Here is an 18161-nt window from a genome sequence, read left to right as displayed (position 1 = left end):
GCCCGGACGACATCGCGAAGTGCCTTACTCGGCCAGATTGCGCCCATGGAACAGCTCTTCGATCTCACGACGCAGCAGCGCCTCGATCTTCATGCGTTCCTTGAACGACAGGTTCTTGGCCTTCTCTTCGAACAGGTACTGGTCCAGATCGAAGTCCTTCAGGTGCATCTTCGTGTGGAAGATGTTTTCCTGATAGACATTGACGTCGAACATCTCGTAACGCGACTTGATGTTCTTGGCCAGGAAGTTCTGGATCGAGTTGATCTTGTGATCGATGTAGTGCTTCTTGCCCTTCACGTCACGGGTGAAGCCACGCACGCGGTAATCCATGATCACGATGTCCGATTCCAGACTCTCGATCAGGTAGTTCAGCGCCTTCAGCGGGGAAATCACACCACAGGTGGCCACATCGATGTCCGCGCGGAACGTGGCGATGCCCTCCTGCGGATGGGTTTCCGGGTACGTATGGACGGTGATGTGGCTCTTGTCCATGTGCGCGACCACGGCGTCGGAGATCAGCTCCTTGCCGGCCTGCTTTTTGTCGATCACCGGCTCTTCCGAGATCAGAATCGTCACCGAGGCACCCTGGGGGTCGTAGTCCTGGCGGGCCACGTTCAGGATGTTCGCGCCGATGATCTCGGCAACGTCGGTCAGGATCTGAGTCAGCCTATCGGCGTTGTACTCTTCATCAATATATTCGATGTAACGCTGACGCTCCTCTTCGGTGCGGGCGTAACAGACGTCATAGATGTTGAAGCTCAGCGCCTTGGTGAGGTTGTTGAAACCCTGCAACCTCAGGCGAGGCAACGGCTTGACCACGGCGGTCGATCCTGTGTGTGGTGGGAAAGAAGTAAGTATGGGGCAAAGTGATCGGACGCGAAACTTGCATTGAAACGAGTAGGTGTGTTCGGTTTGCCCTTCACAATTGGGATCGTTAAGCTCGCGGCACATAGCCGTGAATTCTTCATGAGCAATCGGAGCGCCTCAACGTGTCAACTGTGCGCCTTGCCGCAAGTCCATTAGCCCTGGATATCGCAACAATCGATCGCTTCCTGGCCCACAGCCACCGCCGACGCTACCCCGCCCGTACTGATGTTTTCCGCCCGGGCGATCCAGCCGGCACCCTGTACTACGTGATCAGTGGCTCAGTCTCAATAATGGCTGAGGAAGATGACGATCGTGAGCTGGTGCTGGGCTACTTCGGCTCCGGTGAGTTCGTGGGTGAGATGGGCCTGTTCGTTGAATCGGACCGCCGCGAGGTGATCCTGCGCACCCGCACCCCGTGCGAGCTGGCCGAGATCAGCTACGAGCGCCTGCATCAGCTGTTCCTGGGGCCGCTCTCGGCCGATGCACCGCGCCTGCTCTACTCGATCGGCCAGCAGCTCTCCAAGCGCCTGCTCGATACCAGCAGGAAAGCCAGCCGCCTGGCCTTCCTGGACGTGACCGACCGCATCGTGCGGACCCTGCACGACCTCTCCCGCGAGCCGGAGGCGATGAGCCACCCGCAGGGCACCCAGCTGCGCGTCTCGCGCCAGGAACTGGCCCGGCTGGTCGGCTGCTCGCGTGAAATGGCCGGCCGCGTGCTCAAGAAACTGCAGACCGATGGGCTGCTGCATGCCCGCGGCAAGACCGTCGTGCTTTACGGCACCCGCTGACCGGTCGCGGGTCGTGCCCATTTGCCGCTAGGCTGTTGGCATGGAGCTTGGCAGCGAATTCTATTGGTTCATCCTGATCGGCCTTGGCGCGCAGCTGGTCGACGGCGCGCTGGGCATGGCGTTCGGGTTGGTGTCCTCCTCGGTCCTGCTCAGCATGGGCCTGCCGCCGGCGGCGGTCAGCGCCAGCATCCACACCGCCGAAGTCTTTACCACCGGGGCCTCCGGGGTCTCGCACCTGGTAGCCGGCAACGTGGACCGCCGGCTGTTCCTGCGCCTTGCCCTGCCCGGTGCGGTCGGCGGCGTGGTCGGCGCGTACGTGCTGACCCAGCTACCCGGTGACGTGATCCGCCCGCTTATCTATATGTATCTGCTGGTGCTGGCGATTTTCATCCTGCTGCGCGCGGCCGGGCGGCTGTTGCCGGCCCAGGAAGTGAAGCGGGTGCCCCTGCTGGGATTCCTGGCCGGCCTGCTGGATGCCAGCGGTGGCGGCGGCTGGGGACCGGTAGCGACATCCACCCTGCTCGCTCGCGGCGGCCAGGCCCGCACCACCATCGGCACGGTCAACGCCGCCGAGTTCGTGGTGACCCTCGCCGTGTCGATCACCTTCCTGCTGACCATGGGCCTGCAGTACCTGAACATCGTGGCCGGCCTGCTGATCGGCGGGATGATGGCCGCACCGGTGGCCGCGATCCTGGTCAAAAGGGTCAAGGAACGCTGGGTGCTGGTGGCCGTCGGCGTGCTGGTGCTGAGCATCAGCCTGTTCCAGATCGGTCACGCCATCGTGCAGTGGCGCGCAGGCTGAGCCGGACGCGACACTATTTCAAGCACTTTCCGGCTATTTCAGCGCGGCATCAGACCGGATCGCCGGCTCGATCCACGCAGCCCCAGTTGAGCACGGGGGTGCCCGGCGGCAGCACCTGGCGGAAATAGTCCACCCGTGACGCCTTCGGGTTGACCACCACCGGCGCCGCCGCGGCCAGCAGCAGCGGCAGGTCGGCGCTGCTGTCGGAGTACGCGACGTCGATGTCGCCATAGCCGCGCTCGCGCAGCATCCGCATCTTTTCTTCGTTGTGGCAGTGGCGGGTGGCGATGACCGCGCCCAGGAGCGGGCCGACCTCACTGCCGATCACCGGCACGCCCTGATGCGCCACGAAGGCCAGGATCGCGCGGGCCAGCTCCGGCGGTGCGCCGGTAGCGACCACCACGCGGTCGCCGGCGGCGCGGTGACGCGCGAACACCTCCAGCGCCACGGGCAGCAGGCGGCGGCGGATATCGGCCTCGTGCTTGAGGACGTAGCGGTCGATCACCTTGTTGAACTCGCGCGCCCGATGCAGGCCAAACGTGGCGATCCAGACATAGCCGGAGATGCCGCGGCGGCGGGTGGGCAGGAAGGCCACCAGCGGGCCGAGCAGCGGCGTAGCAATCAGGGCGGCCAGCAGCCGCAGCGGGTTGCGCTTGATCAGCCAGGCGAACAGATGGCTGCCGGAATCGCCGTCATACAGGGTGTGATCGAAATCGAAGACCACCAGCGGGGCGTCGTCGCGCGGCGTTGGGTAGATCGCTGTCATGCGCTGAAGAATAACTGACGCAGGCCCTCGCCGGGCTCTTCCACGCGCATGAAGGCCTCACCGACCAGGAACGCGTTGACCCCGGCTTCGCGCATCACGCTGACATCGGCCGGGCCGAGGATGCCGCTTTCGGTGACCAGCAGGCGGTCACGCGGCACGGCCTGGCGCATGTCCAGCGTGGTCTGCAGCGACACCTCGAAGGTGCGCAGGTTGCGGTTGTTGATGCCGATCAGCGGCACCGGCACCTGGATGGCGCGCTCGAGCTCGTCGATGTCGTGCACTTCCACCAGCACGTCCATGCCCAGCTGCATGGCCAGGTCGGACAACTCGGCCAGCTGGCGGTCGTCGAGGGCGGCCACGATCAGCAGGATGCAGTCCGCGCCGAGCACGCGCGCTTCATACACCTGATAGGCATCGATCACGAAGTCCTTGCGCAGCACTGGCAGCGTGCACGCTTCACGCGCCTGCTGCAGGTAGGCGTCGCTGCCCTGGAAGAAATCCACGTCGGTCAGCACCGACAGGCAGCTGGCCCCACCGAATTCGTAGCTCACCGCGATGTCGGCCGGATGGAAGTCCGGGCGGATCACGCCCTTGGACGGGCTGGCCTTCTTGATTTCGGCGATCACGGCGGGGTTGCCGGCGGTGATCGAGGCGCGCAGCGCATCAGCGAAGCCGCGCACCGGCGGAGCCTGCTCCACGCGCGCGATCAGTGCTTCAAGCGGCACCTGGGCCCTGCGTGCGGCGACTTCTTCGGCCTTGCGGGCCAGGATGGTATCGAGGATGTCGCTCATGTCATTGGGGTCCTGGAGGCCGGCCATTATCGACCAGCCCCGCTGAATTCGGAAAACGCGGGCTCAGACGGCCCCGCGGATGCGGCGGGTGGCGGCGACGTACTGCTCCATCCGCGATCGCGCACTGCCATCGGCCAGCACCGCACGGGCACGGGCCAGACCGTCGGCGATGCTGTCGGCGACACCGGCCACGTACAGCGCGGCGCCGGCATTGAGCGCCACGATATCCAGCGCGGGGCCGGGCTGGTTGTCGAGCACACCCCGCAGCATCGCGATGGATTCCTCCGGGCCGTCGACCTTGAGGTTGCGGCTGGCCGACATCGCGATGCCGAAATCTTCTGGATGGATCTCGTACTCGCGCACCTTGCCGTCGCGCAGCTCGCCGACCAGCGTACCGGCGCCGAGCGAGATCTCGTCCATGTTGTCGCGGCCCCACACCACCAGCGCGCGCTCGGCGCCGAGTTCGCGCAGCACGCGCGCCTGGATGCCAACCAGATCCGAGTGGAATACGCCCATCAACACGTTGGTCGCGCCCACCGGATTGGTCAGCGGGCCGAGGATGTTGAAGATCGTGCGCACACCCATCTCGCGGCGTACCGGCGCGACGACCTTCATCGCCGGGTGGTGCATCGGCGCGAACATGAAACCGATGCCGGTCTCGGTGATCGCGCGCGCGACTTCCTCCGGCTGCAGATCGATGATCGCGCCCAGCGCCTCGACGGCATCGGCACTGCCGGACTTGGAGGAGACACTGCGGTTGCCGTGCTTGGCCACCTTGGCCCCGGCCGCAGACACCACGAACATCGCGCAGGTGGAGATGTTGAAGGTATGCGAGCCATCGCCACCGGTGCCGACGATATCCACCAGATGCGTCTTGTCCTCCACCGGCACCGCCAGCGCGAGTTCGCGCATCACGGTGGCGGCACCGGCGATCTCGCCGATGGTTTCCTTCTTGACGCGCAGGCCGGTCAGGATCGCGGCGGTCATCACCGGCGACACTTCACCGCGCATGATCTGCCGCATCAGGTCGACCATTTCGTCGAAGAAGATTTCGCGGTGCTCGATGGTGCGCTGCAGGGCTTCCTGGGCGGAGAAGGTCATGCGGGGTCCTTTGTGATGCAGATGCGGCGCGCTCAGCGCTGCAGGAAGTTCTTCAGCAGGGCATGGCCATGCTCGGTGAGGATCGACTCGGGATGGAACTGCACGCCCTCGACCGGATACTCGCGATGGCGCAGGCCCATGATCTCTTCGATCGAGCCGTCCTCGTTCTCGGTCCAGGCGGTCATTTCCAGGCACGCCGGCAGCGTGGTCTTGTCGACCACCAGCGAGTGGTAGCGCGTGGCCTGGTAGCGGTCCGGCAGGCCGGCGAACACGCCCTTGCCCTCATGCCGGATCGGCGAGGTCTTGCCGTGCATGATGTTCCCTGCGCGGATCACATCGCCGCCGTACACCTGGCCGATGCTCTGGTGGCCCAGGCACACGCCGAGGATCGGCGTGGTCGGGCCGAGCCGGCGGATCAGGTCCAGCGACACGCCCGCTTCGTTCGGCGTGCACGGGCCAGGCGAGATCACGATGCGCTCGGGGGCAAGCGCGGCGATCTCATCAACGCTCAACGCGTCGTTGCGCACCACCTTCACCTCGGCGCCCAGCGTCTGCAGGTACTGCACGAGGTTGTAGGTGAAGCTGTCGTAGTTGTCGAGCATCAACAACATGGTCAGGGTCCGTCTTGAATGGGGAAGTGGCGTGCACGCAACCGTGCACGTGTCATGCATCTGGGCAGCAGGGCCTTACAGACCCTTGGCAGCCTGCGCGACCGCACGGAACAGCGCGCGGCCCTTGTTCATCGTCTCGTCCCATTCCTTGCCCGGGTCCGAGTCGTAGACGATGCCGGCGCCGGCCTGCACGTGCAGGCGGCCGTCCTTGATCACCGCGGTGCGGATCGCGATCGCGGTATCGGCATCGCCATGCCAGCCGATGTAGCCGATGCTGCCGGCGTAGACGTTTCGCTTGATCGGTTCCAGCTCACGGATCACTTCCAGCGCGCGGATCTTCGGTGCGCCGCTGACGGTGCCGGCCGGGAAGGTTGCACGCAGCACGTCGGCATAGCTCAGACCCGGCTGCAGCTGCCCGGTGACTTCGCTGACGATGTGCATGACGTGGCTGTAGCGTTCAATCACGAACTGCTCGCCCACTTCCACCGTGCCCGCCTTGGACACGCGGCCGGCATCATTGCGGCCGAGATCGATCAGCATCAGATGCTCGGCACGTTCCTTGGGATCGGCCAGCAGTTCGGCTTCCAGTGCGTTGTCTTCTTCCACCGTCGCGCCACGCGGGCGGGTACCGGCGATCGGACGCACGGTGACTTCACCGTCCTGCAGACGCACCAGGATTTCCGGCGAGGAGCCGACCACCTGCACGTCGCCGGTGTCGAGGAAATACATGTACGGCGAGGGATTGAGCGCACGCAGCGCGCGGTACACGTCCACCGGGCGCGCCTTGAACGGCACGCTCAGGCGCTGGCTCAGCACCACCTGGAAGATGTCGCCGGCGCGGATGTATTCCTTGGATTTGTCGACCGCGGCGATGAAGCCCTCGCGGGTGAAGCCGGAGACGAAATCGTTCTCGTCCAGCACGTCGCGGGTAATCGGCGCGGGATAGCCGGCGCCGGGGGCACGCAGCTTGGCGACCAACGCATCCAGCTTGGCCTGGGCATCCTCCCATGCACCGGGCTGACCCGGGTCGGCATGCACGATCAGGTACAGGCGGCCCTTGAGGTTGTCGAACACCGCCAGCTCTTCGGAGTGCAGCAGCAGGATGTCCGGCGTGCCCAGCTCATCGCGGCCACGCGGCGGGGCCAAGCGCGGTTCGATATAACCGATGCACTCAAAGCCGAACCAGCCGACCAGGCCACCGGTGAAGCCCGGCAGACCGGCCAGCTTGGGCACCGAATGAGCGCTGCGCAGCGCTTCGACCTCAGTGAACGGGTCGGCGACCTCGCGGGTTTCCACCACGGTGCCGGACTCGCTGATGGTCAGGGTATGGCCGTGGAAGGCATACACCCGGCGCGCCGGCAGGCCGATGATGGAATAGCGCCCGAAGCGTTCGCCGCCCTCGACCGATTCAAACAGATAGGTATGCGGGCCGTCGGCGAGCTTCAGATAGACCGACAGCGGCGTGTCCAGGTCGGACAGCACTTCACGAACGACGGGGATGCGGGTGTGGCCTTCAGCGGCCTGCTGCTGGAACTGCTCGAGCGTAATCAAGACGACTTTCCTTCCGGGAAACGGCGGTGGCGGGACGGACGACGGCAACAGGCCACCATCGCCACCAACGGCGAGCGGAAGAAAGGGTATGCGGGGTCGTCAGAATGGACACCCGGCGACTGTACCGCATTGACGGCACCGGATGGAACCCGGCGCAGCGCATGGCATCAGGCACGCGACAGCAGCGGGCTGTCCAGCGCCACATGCAGGTTGACGCGCCCCGGGACGCAGTCGATGCGGAAGCGCCGGGCCTGGACCGGTTCGCCATCCAGATTGAGAGTCAGCGGCGCATCGGCCTCGATCTCCATCCACGGCGCCTGCACACGTTCGGCCACCTGCTCCAGCGCGCCACGCTTGCCGCCCTTGACGAGTGCGGCAAAGGTGGAGGCGACCTCCCCGCTCAGCTCAGGGATCACCGTGATATCCAGCACACCATCATCAATCAACGCTTCCGGGCACAGCACCTGCCCACCGCCGGCCTGGCGGCCGTTGCCCACGCCCAGTGCGATGAAACCACCGGCCCATTCGAACCCCGGCGCCCGGACCCGTGCCTGGATCGGATCGATCCGCCCCAGCCGCGATACCCCGGTGACCAGATAGGCCAACCCGCCGAGTACCTTCTTCAGGCCCTCATCGGTCTCCACCGTGACCTCGGTGCCGAAGCCGCCACTGGCCACGTTGGCGCACCACCACACCTTGCCATCGGCATCGATGCGCAGCAGATCGACCGGGCGCGCTGGCGCCTGGGCGATCAGCTCCAGCGCCGCCAGCGGTTCATCGGGAATCTCCGCTGCGGTGGCGAAATCATTGGCGGTGCCCAATGGCAACAATCCCAGGGACGGCAATGCATCGGCGGCCTCTTCCCGGTGCGCCAGTGTCTCGGCCACCTCACTGAGGGTGCCATCCCCGCCGGCCGCGATGATCGTATCGACCCCGTGGGCGATCGCCTCGGCCACATAACGCTCGGCATCGCCCGATTCCCAGGTCACCCGTACCTCCAGCTGCACCCCGCGCTCACGCAGCGCGGCCACCGCCTCGCGCACATCCTCATTGCCGGTGGCCTTGCCGTTGAGGATCAAACGCCAATGGGGACGGCTCATGCGGTACTTCCAGGGAGTGGGGAAGCGAAGGCTAGCAGCGGACGGCGTGGCCGCCGGTGAACGTCATCAAAGCGTCACCAAGGGCCCGGAGAATGGAAGGCCATAGCAAGGAAGATGGATGGAGGCAGGATCAGCCTCCCGCTATTCTCAGGGCCGCATCCGCAATGGTGCGGTCTTTTTTTGACCCGCCAGATGCGCAGCCGACCAACGGTCGGCTCTACCGTGTTGGGTTGGCTGCGGATGCTCAGCCTTCGGCAAACACCCGCAAGGCCTCGCCTTCCATCCGGTACACCGTCCACTCGCTCTGCGGCTTCGCGCCTGCGGCCGTGTAGAACTGTATCGCCGGTTCGTTCCAGTCCAGCACCGACCACTCGAACCGCCCGCAGCCTTCGGCCACCGCGATCCGTGCGATGTGCTGCAGCAGCGCCTTGCCGGCACCGCTGCCGCGGCGCTCCGGGCTGACGTACAGATCTTCCAGATAGATCCCGTTACGGCCCAGCCACGTCGAGTAGTTGTAGAAATACACCGCATACCCGATCGCCACGCCGTCGGCTTCGCAGATCAATGCATGCGCCTTGGCATCGGGCCCGAACAGGCTCGCGCGGACGCCCGCTTCGTCGGTCTGCACCGACGACTCGGCCTTTTCGTAGATCGCCAACTCGCGGATGAAGCGCAGGATCAGCCCCGCATCCTCGGCGGTGGCCACGCGGATGATCACGGCAGCCACCGGCTCCATGGCTCAGCCCCGCGCCGCGGCGACGTTGCCGCGCATCTGCGCGATGATGTCCTGGTAGCTGGTCTTCGCATTGAAGATCGCCGAGCCGGCCACGAATGTATCCGCACCAGCCGCCGCGATGGCACCGATGTTGTCGGCCTTCACGCCACCGTCGATCTCCAGGCGGATGTCCTTGCCGCTGGCATCGATTTTCTTGCGGATCGCGCGCACCTTGTCCAGCGCCGACGGAATGAAGGCCTGGCCGCCGAAGCCCGGATTGACCGACATCACCAGCACCAGGTCCAGGTCATCGAGGACCCAGTCCAAGATGTCCACCGGCGTGGCCGGATTGAGCACCACGCCCGGCTTGCAGCCCAGCGAACGGATCAGCTGGATGGTGCGGTGCACGTGGCGGCTCGCCTCCGGATGGAAGCTGATGTACGTCGCGCCGGCCTCGGCGAAATCCGGAATGATGCGGTCCACCGGCTCCACCATCAGATGCACGTCGATCGGTGCGGTTACGCCGTGCTTGCGCAGCGCCTGGCAGACCAGCGGGCCGATGGTCAGATTCGGCACGTAATGGTTGTCCATCACATCGAAATGCACCCAGTCGGCGCCGGCCGCGAGCACGTTGTCCACTTCCTCGCCCAGGCGGGCGAAATCGGCGGACAGAATGGAGGGAGCAATGATGCAGTTGGACATGGCCGGGGCCTTCAGTAGGTTGAAAGGGGGCGCCGCGCGGAATCAGCGCTTGCGCAGGGTCTTGATGCGGTCGTAGGCGGCATTGAGCTGGCGCGACTTGCGCTCGGCCTGCTGGCGCAGCTCCGGCGCCGCGCCGACCACCTTGTCCGGGTGGTACTGGGACATCAGGCGGCGGTAGGCCAGGTCGATCTCGGCATCGGTCGCCTCGGAGGTCAGCCCCAGCTCGCGGTAGGGGTTTTCCCTGTTCAGCCGGAACCAGTCGGCATCGAAGGCATGCCCCAGCAACAGCCCGACCACGGCCCCGAACAGCGGATTGGGCCTGAACAACAGGGCGCCAGCGATGAATCCGAGCAGTTTTCCGTACCAGCGCATGGTGGTCTGGGCAGCCAAGGCGACAAAGGATCCTCATTTTACGTCACAGCGGGCCCAACCCGCTTTACACTAGGCCGCCCGCTGTCTGTGCGGGCCCTCCGGGTCCCCTGGACAGCTGTCATGACGAAGCCTCAGGAGTGCCCGTGCCGACCACGTTGTTGCAATCCGATCTCCCCGGCCTGCCCTTGCGCCATCGCGGCAAGGTGCGTGATGTTTTCGACATTCCGCGCGACCGGCTCCCCGCCGGCACTCCGCCGGGGGACTACCTGCTGATGGTCGCCACCGACCGTCTGTCAGCCTTCGACGTGGTGCTGCCCGATCCGATCCCCGGCAAGGGCGAGATGCTCTGCCAGGTCTCGAACTTCTGGTTCGCCAAGACCGCGCACCTGATGCCCAACCACCTGACCGGCATCGATGTCGCCAGCGTGCTGCCCGAAGGTGTCGATCCGGCCCTGTACGCCAAGCGCGCCGTGGTCACCCGCAAGCTCAAGCCGGTTCCGGTCGAGGCGATCGCCCGTGGCTACCTGATCGGCAGCGGCTGGAAGGACTACCAGCGCACCGGCAAGATCAGCGGCATCGAGCTGCCCGACGGCCTGCGCCAGGCCGAACAACTGCCCGAACCGATCTTCACCCCCTCGACCAAGGCCGCCGTCGGCGACCATGACGAGAACATCGATTTCGATGCGATGGTGAAGGCGGTCGGCGCGGACCTGGCCGAGCGCGTGCGCGATGCCACCCTGCGCATCTATGCCTTCGCCGCTGATTACGCCCGCGAGCGCGGCATCATTCTGGCCGACACCAAGTTCGAGTTCGGTACCGATGCCGATGGCCGTCTGTACATCATGGACGAGATGCTGACCCCGGATTCCTCGCGCTACTGGCCGGCCGACGAGTACGAGGTGGGCACCAGCCCGCCGAGCTACGACAAGCAGTTCGTGCGCGATTACCTGGAGACGCTGGACTGGGGCAAGACCGCCCCGGGCCCGAGCATCCCGGCCGAGATCATCGAGCGCACCCGCGCCAAGTACGCCGAGGCGCTGCAGCGTCTGGCCGGCATCTCGGTCGACTGACCGGCACGGCGTTCCCCGGCCCTGCGCCGGGGAACGCGGTTTCCGATGCCGGGGCCATGCCGGGCAGCCGATGGAAGGCAACCGACCAACGGTCGGCTCTACCGGCGGTATGCTCTGCAGATCCTAGGAGGGAACATGGCCACCACCACCGTCGCACGCCCGATCGACCGCTATTTCGCCAGTTATTCCGACGACCACCGCAATGCGCTGAACCAGCGCATCCACGTCGTGGCCGTCCCGGCGATCGCATGGTCGGTGATTGCCCTGCTGTGGTGCCTGCCGCCGCTGATCACCTGGTTCCAGAACGGGATCTGGGCCGGCCTGGCGATGTTCGCCGCCTGGTGCTTCTACAATCGCCTCTCGCGCACGCTCGGCTACGGCATGCTGGCGTTCTTCTTCGTCAGCGGCTGCGTCTGCCGGCTGCTGGAAGCCGAGATCGGCCTGGTGAACCTGTTCTGGCTGGCCCTGGGCGTCTTCGCCGTGGCCTGGGTCGCGCAGTTCATCGGCCACAAGCATGAAGGCCGCAAGCCGAGCTTCCTGACCGATCTGGTCTACCTGCTGATCGGCCCGCTGTGGGTGCTGGCCAAGCTCTACCGCCGGATGGGTTGGCGCTACTGACCGGTTTTTCCTGAACGAGTGAGGACGCTCACCAGCAGTCCACGCCACACCGTCCAGCATCGTCCGCAGTGGCCTTTCGAGCGACGGTCACCGTTCATCTTCGTGCACACCGTTACGCCCCCGCAGCCCCTGCGACGACTGGTTCCGGACCCGTTTCGACCGTTGCCGGGAGGCCACAGTCGGCAAAGTCGTTGACCGCTCTCCATACGGCCGTCGACGGACCCGAATGGGGCCATGCGCTGCCCGGAAAAAATGAATCAGTGCACGTTACATGCAATTGAGGGCGTATTCGGGTGTATCGGCAGCAATTGCCTGCCTGTTAGACTGAACGACCTGCTCGTGAATCCCGCATTCCCTGCATGAATCCTAGTCTGCTCCTGCTGCTCGCCCTGCCCTTCCTGATGGCAGTGGCCGTCGCTTCATTCCGCCGCACCTCCCGCTCCACGGCCGCCTGGGTAGCCGCGGCCGCTCCGCTGGGAGGACTGGCGCTGTTGGCGACGATGACTCCGGCCATCATCGACGGCGGGATCGTCCGCAGTTACGGGGAGTGGATACCGCAGATCGGCCTGGCCTTCTCGCTGCGCCTGGATGGCCTGGCCTGGATGTTCGCCGGGATGGTGCTGGCGATCGGTGCGCTGGTAGTGATGTACGCCCACTACTACCTCAGCGCCCGCGACAGCGCCCACCGCTTCTACTGCTACCTGCTGTTGTTCATGGGCGCCATGCTGGGCATGGTGCTCTCGGGCAACCTGTTGCTGTTGATGGTGTTCTGGGAAATGACCAGCATCAGCTCGTTCCTGCTGATCGGCTTCTGGTCGCACCGCCAGGATGCCCGCGAGGGCGCCCGGATGGCCCTGGTGGTCACCGGCGGCGGCGGGCTGGCGTTGCTCGGCGGTGTGCTGCTGATCGGCCGCATCGTGGGCAGCTTCGAACTGGATGCCGTGCTCGCCGCCGGCGATCTGATCCGCGCCAGTTCGCTGTACCCGTATGCCCTGTTCCTGGTCCTGGCCGGCATCTTCACCAAGAGCGCCCAGTTCCCGTTCCACTTCTGGCTGCCGCACGCGATGGCCGCGCCGACGCCCGTCTCGGCCTACCTGCATTCGGCGACGATGGTCAAAGCCGGCGTGTTCCTGCTGGCACGGTTGCACCCGGCGCTGGCCGGCACCGATCTGTTCTTCTATACGGTCAGCGGCATCGGGGCGATCACCCTGCTGATCGGCGCTTGGAACGCGATCTTCCAGCATGACCTCAAAGGTCTGCTGGCCTATTCGACGATCTCCCATCTGGGCCTGATCACCATGCTGTTCGGCCTGTCCACGCCGATGGCGGTGGTGGCCGGTGTGTTCCACATCCTCAACCACGCCACTTTCAAGGCGTCGCTGTTCATGGCTGCGGGCATCATCGACCACGAGACCGGCACCCGTGACATGCGCAAGCTGGGCGGCCTGCGCCGGTTGATGCCGATCACCAGCGCGCTGGCGATCATCGCCTCGCTGGCGATGGCCGGCATTCCGCTGCTCAACGGCTTCCTGTCCAAGGAAATGCTGTTCGCCGAAGCGCTGACCGCGGGCGGCCCGGAAACCATGCGCGTGGTGATGTCGATCGCCGCGCTGCTGGCCGGCGTGTTCGGCGTGGCCTACAGCCTGCGCTTCGTGCACGACACCTTCTTCGGCAAAGGCCCGCACGATCTGGACCGCGTCCCGCATGAGCCGCCGCGCTTCATGAAGGTTCCCGTCGAGATCCTGGTCGTGGTCTGCGTGGCCGTCGGCGTCGCCCCGGCGATCACCATCGCCCCGGTGCTGCACGCGGCCGCCTCCTCGATCCTGGGCGCGGCGATGCCGGCCTACAGCCTGTCGGTCTGGCACGGTTTCAACACCCCGTTGATGATGAGCATCGCGGGCGTGATCGGCGGTATCGCGCTGTACTTCGGCCTGCGCCGCCTGATCAACCTGCATGCGGTGGTCAGTCGCAGCATCGGCCGCAATATTTTCCACAAGCAGCTGGACCTGGTGTTCGGCTTCGCCCACCGCCTCACCCAGGGCCTGGCCAACGGCAGTCTGCAGCGCATGCTGATGGCGCTGGTGCTGGTGGCGATCATCGTCGCCGCCGCGCCGTTCGTGGCCAACCCGGCCTCGCCCAACTGGCCCTCGCCGCAACCGATCCCGCTGCTGGGCTGGGCGCTGTGGCTGGTGATGATGGCCTGCGCGCTGGGCGCGCTGTTTGTCTACCGGCAGCGCCTGCTGGCGGTGCTGGTAGTCGGCGGCGTCGGCCTGATGGTCTCGCTGACCTTCGTGTTCCTGTCAGCGCCCGATCTGGCGCTGACCCAGCTGCTGGTGGAGATGGTCACCCTGGTGCTGATGCTGCTGGGCATGAACTACCTGCCGATCCAGTCGCCACCGGAGAAGTCGGTCTGGCGCAAGCGGCGCGATGCGGTGATCGCGATCATCGCCGGTGGCGGGCTGGCCGCGATGGCCTACACCGCCATGACGTTGCCGCCCAACACCATGGCCGGCGAGCTGCTGGCGCGTGCGTTGCCGGAGGCCTATGGGCAGAACGTGGTCAACGTGATCCTGGTCGACTTCCGTGGCTTCGATACCTTCGGTGAGATCACCGTGTTCGGCATCGCCGCGCTGGTGGTGCACGCCATGCTGCGCCGCTCGCGGATGGCGCCGGAACAGATCATGCCAGGCCCGCCGATCAAGCTGCCGGTGCCGGCCGATCTGGCCCAGATCATGTTCCCGCTCACCCTGACCGTCTCGATCTTCCTGTTCCTGCGCGGCCACAACGCGCCCGGCGGCGGCTTCATCGCCGGCCTGGTGCTGGCCGTGCCGCTGCTCATCCAGTACGTCATCCAGGGCACCACCTCGGTGGAATCGCGCTTCGGCTTCGATTACATCCGCTGCATCGGTGCCGGTCTGCTGATCGCCATCCTCAGTGGCTGCGCGTCGATGCTGTTCGGCGTGCCGTTCCTGACCAGCGGCCATCTGGACCTGCACCTTCCGCTGATCGGCGAGGTACCGCTGGCCAGCGCGATCGGCTTTGATACCGGCGTGTACCTGGTGGTGTTCGGCGGTGTGATGCTGATGCTCTCGATGATGGGCACGATCAAGCCCTCGCGCACCCGCAATGCCCGCAAAGGCGAGATCGATCCCACCCGCCGTTCGGCAAAAACCGGGGAGATGCACTGATGGAACTGGCCCTGGCAAGCGCCATCGGCGTACTGAGCGCGATCGGCATCTACCTGCTGCTGCGCGCCCGCAGCTTCGATGTGATCCTCGGCATGACCTTCCTGTCGTATGCGACCAACCTGCTGATCTTTGCCGGCGGCCGTCTGGTGCAGGGCAAGGCGCCGGTGCTGCGTGAGGGCATCGAGAGCGACCTGGGCAATTACACCGATCCGCTGCCGCAGGCGCTGGTGCTGACCGCGATCGTGATCGCCTTTGCGATGACCGCGGTCAGCATCGTGCTGGCGATGCGCAGCCGCAGCGACAATCACAGCGACCACGTGGACGCGCACGAAGAAGAAGAACTCCCCGCCGATACCGCGGCGGGCCGGGAGGGCGGCGCATGAACCATGCGGTGATCCTGCCCATCCTGATTCCGCTGTTCGGCGCGGCCTGCTCGCTGTTCGTCGAGCATCGCCGCTACGGGCCGAAGGTGCAGCGCACGGTGGCGTGGACCACGCTGACCGCGCTCGCCGCGGCCGTCGCGCTGCTGTTCGCGCAGACCGCTGACGGCAGCATCGCGGTGTACCTGCTGGGTGACTGGCCCTCGCGCCTGGGCATCGCGCTGGTGGCCGACCGCCTCTCGGCATGGATGCTGGTGACCACACTGCTGCTGGCCATCCCCTGCCTGCTGCACGCCTGCTCGGGCTGGGACCGCCGCGCGCCGCACTTCCATGCGTTGTTCCAGTTCCAGCTGGTCGGCCTCAACGGCGCGTTCCTGACCGGCGATATCTTCAATCTGTTCGTGTTCTTCGAGGTGATGCTGATCGCCTCCTACGGCCTGCTGCTCAGCGGCGGGCGCGGCCTGCGCATGCGCATCGGCCTGCACTACGTGGTGTTCAACGTCACCGCCTCGACCCTGTTCCTGATCGCACTCGGCCTGCTGTACGCCTCGCTGGGCTCGCTCAACATGGCCGAACTGTCGCAGCGCATCGCTGAAGTGCCGGCCTCGCACCTGACCCTGGTCAAGGCGACGATGGGGCTGTTGCTGCTGGTGTTCTGCAGCAAGGCTGCGCTGATGCCGCTGTATCTGTGGTTGCCCGAAGCGTATGCGCGTGCGCCGGCCGCGGTGGCCGCGCTGTTCGCGATCATGACCAAGGTCGGCCTGTACGCGGTGCTGCGGGTCAGCACGCTGTGGTTCGGCGAGGGTGCCGGCCCGATGGCCGGTTATGGCAGCGAATGGCTGCTCTGGGCCGGTGTGGCCACCCTCGTGCTGGGCGGCCTGGGCGTGCTCGCTGCGGCGCGCCTGCGCGTGCTGATCTCCTACCTGGTGGTAGTCTCGGCGGCGACGCTGTTCATCGCCTTCTCGGTACGCACACCCGAAGTCCTCTCGGCCGGCCTGTACTACCTGCCGCACAGTACCTTCGTGGCCGCCGCGCTGTTCCTCATTGCCGATCTGATCCGCCGCCGTCGCGGCGGTGCCAGCGATCGCAAGGAAGTCATCGCGCCGATGCCGGGCAAGGAGACGCCTGCGGTGCTGTTCCTGATCGGCGCCGTCTCGGTCGCGGGCCTGCCGCCGCTGTCCGGCTTCCTGGCCAAGGCCGCGCTGCTGGCCGGCATGCCGGCGCAGTACACCTGGGCGGTGTGGGCCGCCGTGCTGGGTAGCAGCCTGATGGTGATCGTCGGCCTGACCCGTGGCGGCATCCGCCTGTTCTGGCGCGTGCCGGTGGTCGAAGAAGGCGCACCGAAGCCGCGCAAGGCGCCGACCCGCACCGTGGAATTGTTCGCCGCCGCGCTGCTGCTCAGCTATGGCATCGCGATGAGCGTGTTCGCCGGCCCGCTGATGCAGCACACCGATGCCATGGCCACCCAGCTGCTGCAGCCCCAGGACTATGTGGGTGAACTGCGCGCCACCACGCCGGAGATCCGCCAGCCATGACGCGCAAGCCTTCCCTGTACAAGCGCATCCTGCCCTCGCCCTCGCTGAGCGTGATGGTGGTGGCGTTCTGGCTGTTGATGTCCGACAGCTTCACCCTGGGCCAGTTCGTGCTCGGCATGATCCTCGGCGTGGTGGTGCCGTTGTTCGCCGCCCGGCTGGACCGCGAGTTCGCGCGGATCGGCTCGCTCAAGCCCCTCCCCAAACTGCTGTTCGTGACCCTGTGGGACATCCTGATCTCCAACATCCGGGTGGCGATCCAGGTGCTGGGGCCGGAGCGCCGCATCCACCCCGGCTTCATCTGGCTACCGCTGGATATCGCCAACATCCACGGCATCGCCGCGCTGACCAGCATGATCACGTTGACCCCGGGCACGGTCTCGGCCGCGTTGTCCGATGACCGCAGGTATCTGCTGGTGCACGTGCTGCATCTGGATGATCCGGATGAACTGATCCGGCAGATCAAATCCCGCTACGAAGCCCCGCTGATGGAGATTTTCCCATGACCGGATACATGTTCATCCAGACCACGATGGTGGTGTGCATGCACGTGGTCGGCCTGGCCATGCTGCTGGCCACCTGGCGCCTGCTGCGCGGCCCCACCGTGCCCGATCGCATCCTTGCGCTGGACACCTTGTCGGTGACGGCCATCGCTGAACTCATGTTGTTCGGCATGTACCTCAACTCGGCGGTGTACTTCGAAGCGGCGCTGATCATCGCCATGCTCGGCTTCGGCAGCACGGTGGTGCTGAGCAAGTTCGTGCTGCGCCGGGACATCGTCGAATGATCACCTTCATCCAGATCGTGCTGTCGATCCTGCTGCTGTTCGGCTGCTTCTTCATCCTGGTCGGCGCGCTCGGCCTGGTGAAGCTCTCCACCTTCTTCAAGCGCCTGCACGCACCGACCAAGGCCAGCACGCTGGGCGTGGGCTGCGTGCTGGTCGGCTCGGTCTGTTATCACATCTTCCTCGGCGAAGACCCGCAGCCGCGCGAGCTGCTGATCACCGTGTTCCTGTTCATCACCGCGCCGATCAGCGCGCACATGATGGCCAAGGCGGCGCTGTCGCTGCTGATGGAAACCCGACCGGACCTGCCGGGCCACAAGACCGCCAAGGAAGAGCAGCTGCCACCGCCGGAACCGCGTCATCCGGGCGACACCGAGGGTGCCGAGGCACCGGTTTCCCGCGACAGCCAGTAACGCCCGCCGC

20 protein-coding genes are annotated in these 18161 nt (G+C 65.8%); 10 read left to right on the top strand and 10 right to left on the bottom strand.

Features of this window, described 5'->3' with window-relative positions; genetic code table 11:
* Window positions 1–24: 24 nt before the first annotated feature.
* Window positions 25–819, bottom strand: coding sequence for an adenosylmethionine decarboxylase (gene speD, locus ABE463_RS07270; RefSeq protein ID WP_019185315.1), 795 nt, complete (start codon window positions 817–819; stop codon window positions 25–27).
* Window positions 820–989: 170 nt separating this feature from the next.
* Here speD and crp point away from each other — a divergent pair, with 170 nt between their 5' ends.
* A complete protein-coding gene (crp, locus tag ABE463_RS07265; protein ID WP_123729964.1) occupies window positions 990–1655 on the top strand; it encodes a cAMP-activated global transcriptional regulator CRP in 666 nt (221 codons plus the stop codon).
* A gap of 40 nt (window positions 1656–1695) precedes the next feature.
* Window positions 1696–2457 (top strand): sulfite exporter TauE/SafE family protein, encoded by a 762-nt coding sequence (locus tag ABE463_RS07260; RefSeq protein WP_346467689.1) that lies wholly within the window; start codon window positions 1696–1698, stop codon window positions 2455–2457.
* Between the two features lie 49 nt (window positions 2458–2506).
* Here ABE463_RS07260 and ABE463_RS07255 read toward each other — a convergent pair whose 3' ends face one another.
* The 9 genes from ABE463_RS07255 to ABE463_RS07215 all read right to left on the bottom strand — a co-directional run bounded on the left by ABE463_RS07255 (window position 2507) and on the right by ABE463_RS07215 (window position 10166).
* Window positions 2507–3223: a haloacid dehalogenase-like hydrolase gene (locus ABE463_RS07255; protein WP_346467688.1), complete on the bottom strand. Its 717-nt coding sequence runs from the start codon at window positions 3221–3223 to the stop codon at window positions 2507–2509.
* Window positions 3220–4014: an indole-3-glycerol phosphate synthase TrpC gene (trpC, locus tag ABE463_RS07250; protein ID WP_019185311.1), complete on the bottom strand. Its 795-nt coding sequence runs from the start codon at window positions 4012–4014 to the stop codon at window positions 3220–3222. Before trpC ends, ABE463_RS07255 begins: the two co-directional genes overlap by 4 nt.
* A gap of 63 nt (window positions 4015–4077) precedes the next feature.
* Window positions 4078–5115 carry an anthranilate phosphoribosyltransferase gene (gene trpD / locus ABE463_RS07245; RefSeq protein ID WP_346467687.1) on the bottom strand — a complete coding sequence of 346 codons (1038 nt, stop codon included), beginning with the start codon at window positions 5113–5115 and terminating at the stop codon, window positions 4078–4080.
* Between the two features lie 32 nt (window positions 5116–5147).
* Window positions 5148–5726, bottom strand: coding sequence for an aminodeoxychorismate/anthranilate synthase component II (locus ABE463_RS07240; protein WP_346467686.1), 579 nt, complete (start codon window positions 5724–5726; stop codon window positions 5148–5150).
* A gap of 75 nt (window positions 5727–5801) precedes the next feature.
* Window positions 5802–7277 (bottom strand): anthranilate synthase component I, encoded by a 1476-nt coding sequence (gene trpE / locus ABE463_RS07235; protein WP_319211983.1) that lies wholly within the window; start codon window positions 7275–7277, stop codon window positions 5802–5804.
* Between the two features lie 167 nt (window positions 7278–7444).
* Window positions 7445–8377, bottom strand: a complete 933-nt coding sequence (yegS, locus tag ABE463_RS07230) for a lipid kinase YegS (protein WP_346467685.1) — start codon at window positions 8375–8377, stop codon at window positions 7445–7447.
* A 244-nt stretch (window positions 8378–8621) separates the two neighbouring features.
* Window positions 8622–9104: a GNAT family N-acetyltransferase gene (locus ABE463_RS07225; RefSeq protein WP_346467807.1), complete on the bottom strand. Its 483-nt coding sequence runs from the start codon at window positions 9102–9104 to the stop codon at window positions 8622–8624.
* A gap of 12 nt (window positions 9105–9116) precedes the next feature.
* Window positions 9117–9794: a ribulose-phosphate 3-epimerase gene (rpe, locus tag ABE463_RS07220; protein ID WP_346467684.1), complete on the bottom strand. Its 678-nt coding sequence runs from the start codon at window positions 9792–9794 to the stop codon at window positions 9117–9119.
* Window positions 9795–9836: 42 nt separating this feature from the next.
* Window positions 9837–10166 (bottom strand): DnaJ domain-containing protein, encoded by a 330-nt coding sequence (locus ABE463_RS07215; protein ID WP_123730837.1) that lies wholly within the window; start codon window positions 10164–10166, stop codon window positions 9837–9839.
* A 143-nt stretch (window positions 10167–10309) separates the two neighbouring features.
* Between ABE463_RS07215 and ABE463_RS07210 the strand changes: the two genes are divergently transcribed.
* The 8 genes from ABE463_RS07210 to ABE463_RS07175 all read left to right on the top strand — a co-directional run bounded on the left by ABE463_RS07210 (window position 10310) and on the right by ABE463_RS07175 (window position 18151).
* A complete protein-coding gene (locus tag ABE463_RS07210; protein ID WP_019185298.1) occupies window positions 10310–11236 on the top strand; it encodes a phosphoribosylaminoimidazolesuccinocarboxamide synthase in 927 nt (308 codons plus the stop codon).
* Between the two features lie 135 nt (window positions 11237–11371).
* Entirely contained in the window at window positions 11372–11854 is a 483-nt protein-coding gene (locus ABE463_RS07205) for an Mpo1-like protein (RefSeq protein WP_346467683.1), read from the top strand.
* Between the two features lie 359 nt (window positions 11855–12213).
* Window positions 12214–15042 (top strand): monovalent cation/H+ antiporter subunit A, encoded by a 2829-nt coding sequence (locus tag ABE463_RS07200; RefSeq protein ID WP_346467682.1) that lies wholly within the window; start codon window positions 12214–12216, stop codon window positions 15040–15042.
* On the top strand, window positions 15042–15425 hold the full coding sequence (locus tag ABE463_RS07195; RefSeq protein ID WP_346467681.1) for a Na+/H+ antiporter subunit C: 384 nt from the start codon (window positions 15042–15044) through the stop codon (window positions 15423–15425). The genes ABE463_RS07200 and ABE463_RS07195 overlap by 1 nt, the downstream gene beginning before the upstream one ends.
* Window positions 15422–16957, top strand: coding sequence for a monovalent cation/H+ antiporter subunit D (locus ABE463_RS07190; protein ID WP_121040638.1), 1536 nt, complete (start codon window positions 15422–15424; stop codon window positions 16955–16957). Before ABE463_RS07195 ends, ABE463_RS07190 begins: the two co-directional genes overlap by 4 nt.
* Complete coding sequence (locus ABE463_RS07185) at window positions 16954–17460, top strand: Na+/H+ antiporter subunit E (protein ID WP_123729954.1); 507 nt, start codon at window positions 16954–16956, stop codon at window positions 17458–17460. The genes ABE463_RS07190 and ABE463_RS07185 overlap by 4 nt, the downstream gene beginning before the upstream one ends.
* Window positions 17457–17741, top strand: coding sequence for a K+/H+ antiporter subunit F (locus ABE463_RS07180; protein WP_070472350.1), 285 nt, complete (start codon window positions 17457–17459; stop codon window positions 17739–17741). Before ABE463_RS07185 ends, ABE463_RS07180 begins: the two co-directional genes overlap by 4 nt.
* The gene (locus ABE463_RS07175; RefSeq protein WP_123729953.1) at window positions 17738–18151 is read left to right on the top strand and encodes a Na+/H+ antiporter subunit G; all 414 of its coding nucleotides are present in this window, start codon (window positions 17738–17740) and stop codon (window positions 18149–18151) included. Before ABE463_RS07180 ends, ABE463_RS07175 begins: the two co-directional genes overlap by 4 nt.
* Window positions 18152–18161: the final 10 nt, after the last annotated feature.

The sequence above is a fragment of the Stenotrophomonas sp. TWI819 genome, assembly GCF_039673075.1.
Classification (GTDB): Bacteria; Pseudomonadota; Gammaproteobacteria; order Xanthomonadales; family Xanthomonadaceae; genus Stenotrophomonas; species Stenotrophomonas rhizophila_B.
This window is presented reverse-complemented; position numbering and strand designations above follow the sequence as displayed.

What these genes read in the sequence shown, in the direction of transcription:
- trpC (WP_019185311.1), bottom strand. Translation starts at nt 4,014, where the DNA reads ATGAGCGACATCCTCGATACCATCCTGGCCCGCAAGGCCGAAGAAGTC.
- ABE463_RS07260 (WP_346467689.1), top strand. Translation starts at nt 1,696, where the DNA reads ATGGAGCTTGGCAGCGAATTCTATTGGTTCATCCTGATCGGCCTTGGC.
- ABE463_RS07195 (WP_346467681.1), top strand. Translation starts at nt 15,042, where the DNA reads ATGGAACTGGCCCTGGCAAGCGCCATCGGCGTACTGAGCGCGATCGGC.
- ABE463_RS07215 (WP_123730837.1), bottom strand. Translation starts at nt 10,166, where the DNA reads ATGCGCTGGTACGGAAAACTGCTCGGATTCATCGCTGGCGCCCTGTTG.
- ABE463_RS07240 (WP_346467686.1), bottom strand. Translation starts at nt 5,726, where the DNA reads ATGTTGTTGATGCTCGACAACTACGACAGCTTCACCTACAACCTCGTG.
- trpD (WP_346467687.1), bottom strand. Translation starts at nt 5,115, where the DNA reads ATGACCTTCTCCGCCCAGGAAGCCCTGCAGCGCACCATCGAGCACCGC.
- yegS (WP_346467685.1), bottom strand. Translation starts at nt 8,377, where the DNA reads ATGAGCCGTCCCCATTGGCGTTTGATCCTCAACGGCAAGGCCACCGGC.
- ABE463_RS07185 (WP_123729954.1), top strand. Translation starts at nt 16,954, where the DNA reads ATGACGCGCAAGCCTTCCCTGTACAAGCGCATCCTGCCCTCGCCCTCG.
- rpe (WP_346467684.1), bottom strand. Translation starts at nt 9,794, where the DNA reads ATGTCCAACTGCATCATTGCTCCCTCCATTCTGTCCGCCGATTTCGCC.
- ABE463_RS07175 (WP_123729953.1), top strand. Translation starts at nt 17,738, where the DNA reads ATGATCACCTTCATCCAGATCGTGCTGTCGATCCTGCTGCTGTTCGGC.
- ABE463_RS07190 (WP_121040638.1), top strand. Translation starts at nt 15,422, where the DNA reads ATGAACCATGCGGTGATCCTGCCCATCCTGATTCCGCTGTTCGGCGCG.
- ABE463_RS07180 (WP_070472350.1), top strand. Translation starts at nt 17,457, where the DNA reads ATGACCGGATACATGTTCATCCAGACCACGATGGTGGTGTGCATGCAC.
- ABE463_RS07200 (WP_346467682.1), top strand. Translation starts at nt 12,214, where the DNA reads ATGAATCCTAGTCTGCTCCTGCTGCTCGCCCTGCCCTTCCTGATGGCA.
- ABE463_RS07255 (WP_346467688.1), bottom strand. Translation starts at nt 3,223, where the DNA reads ATGACAGCGATCTACCCAACGCCGCGCGACGACGCCCCGCTGGTGGTC.
- ABE463_RS07205 (WP_346467683.1), top strand. Translation starts at nt 11,372, where the DNA reads ATGGCCACCACCACCGTCGCACGCCCGATCGACCGCTATTTCGCCAGT.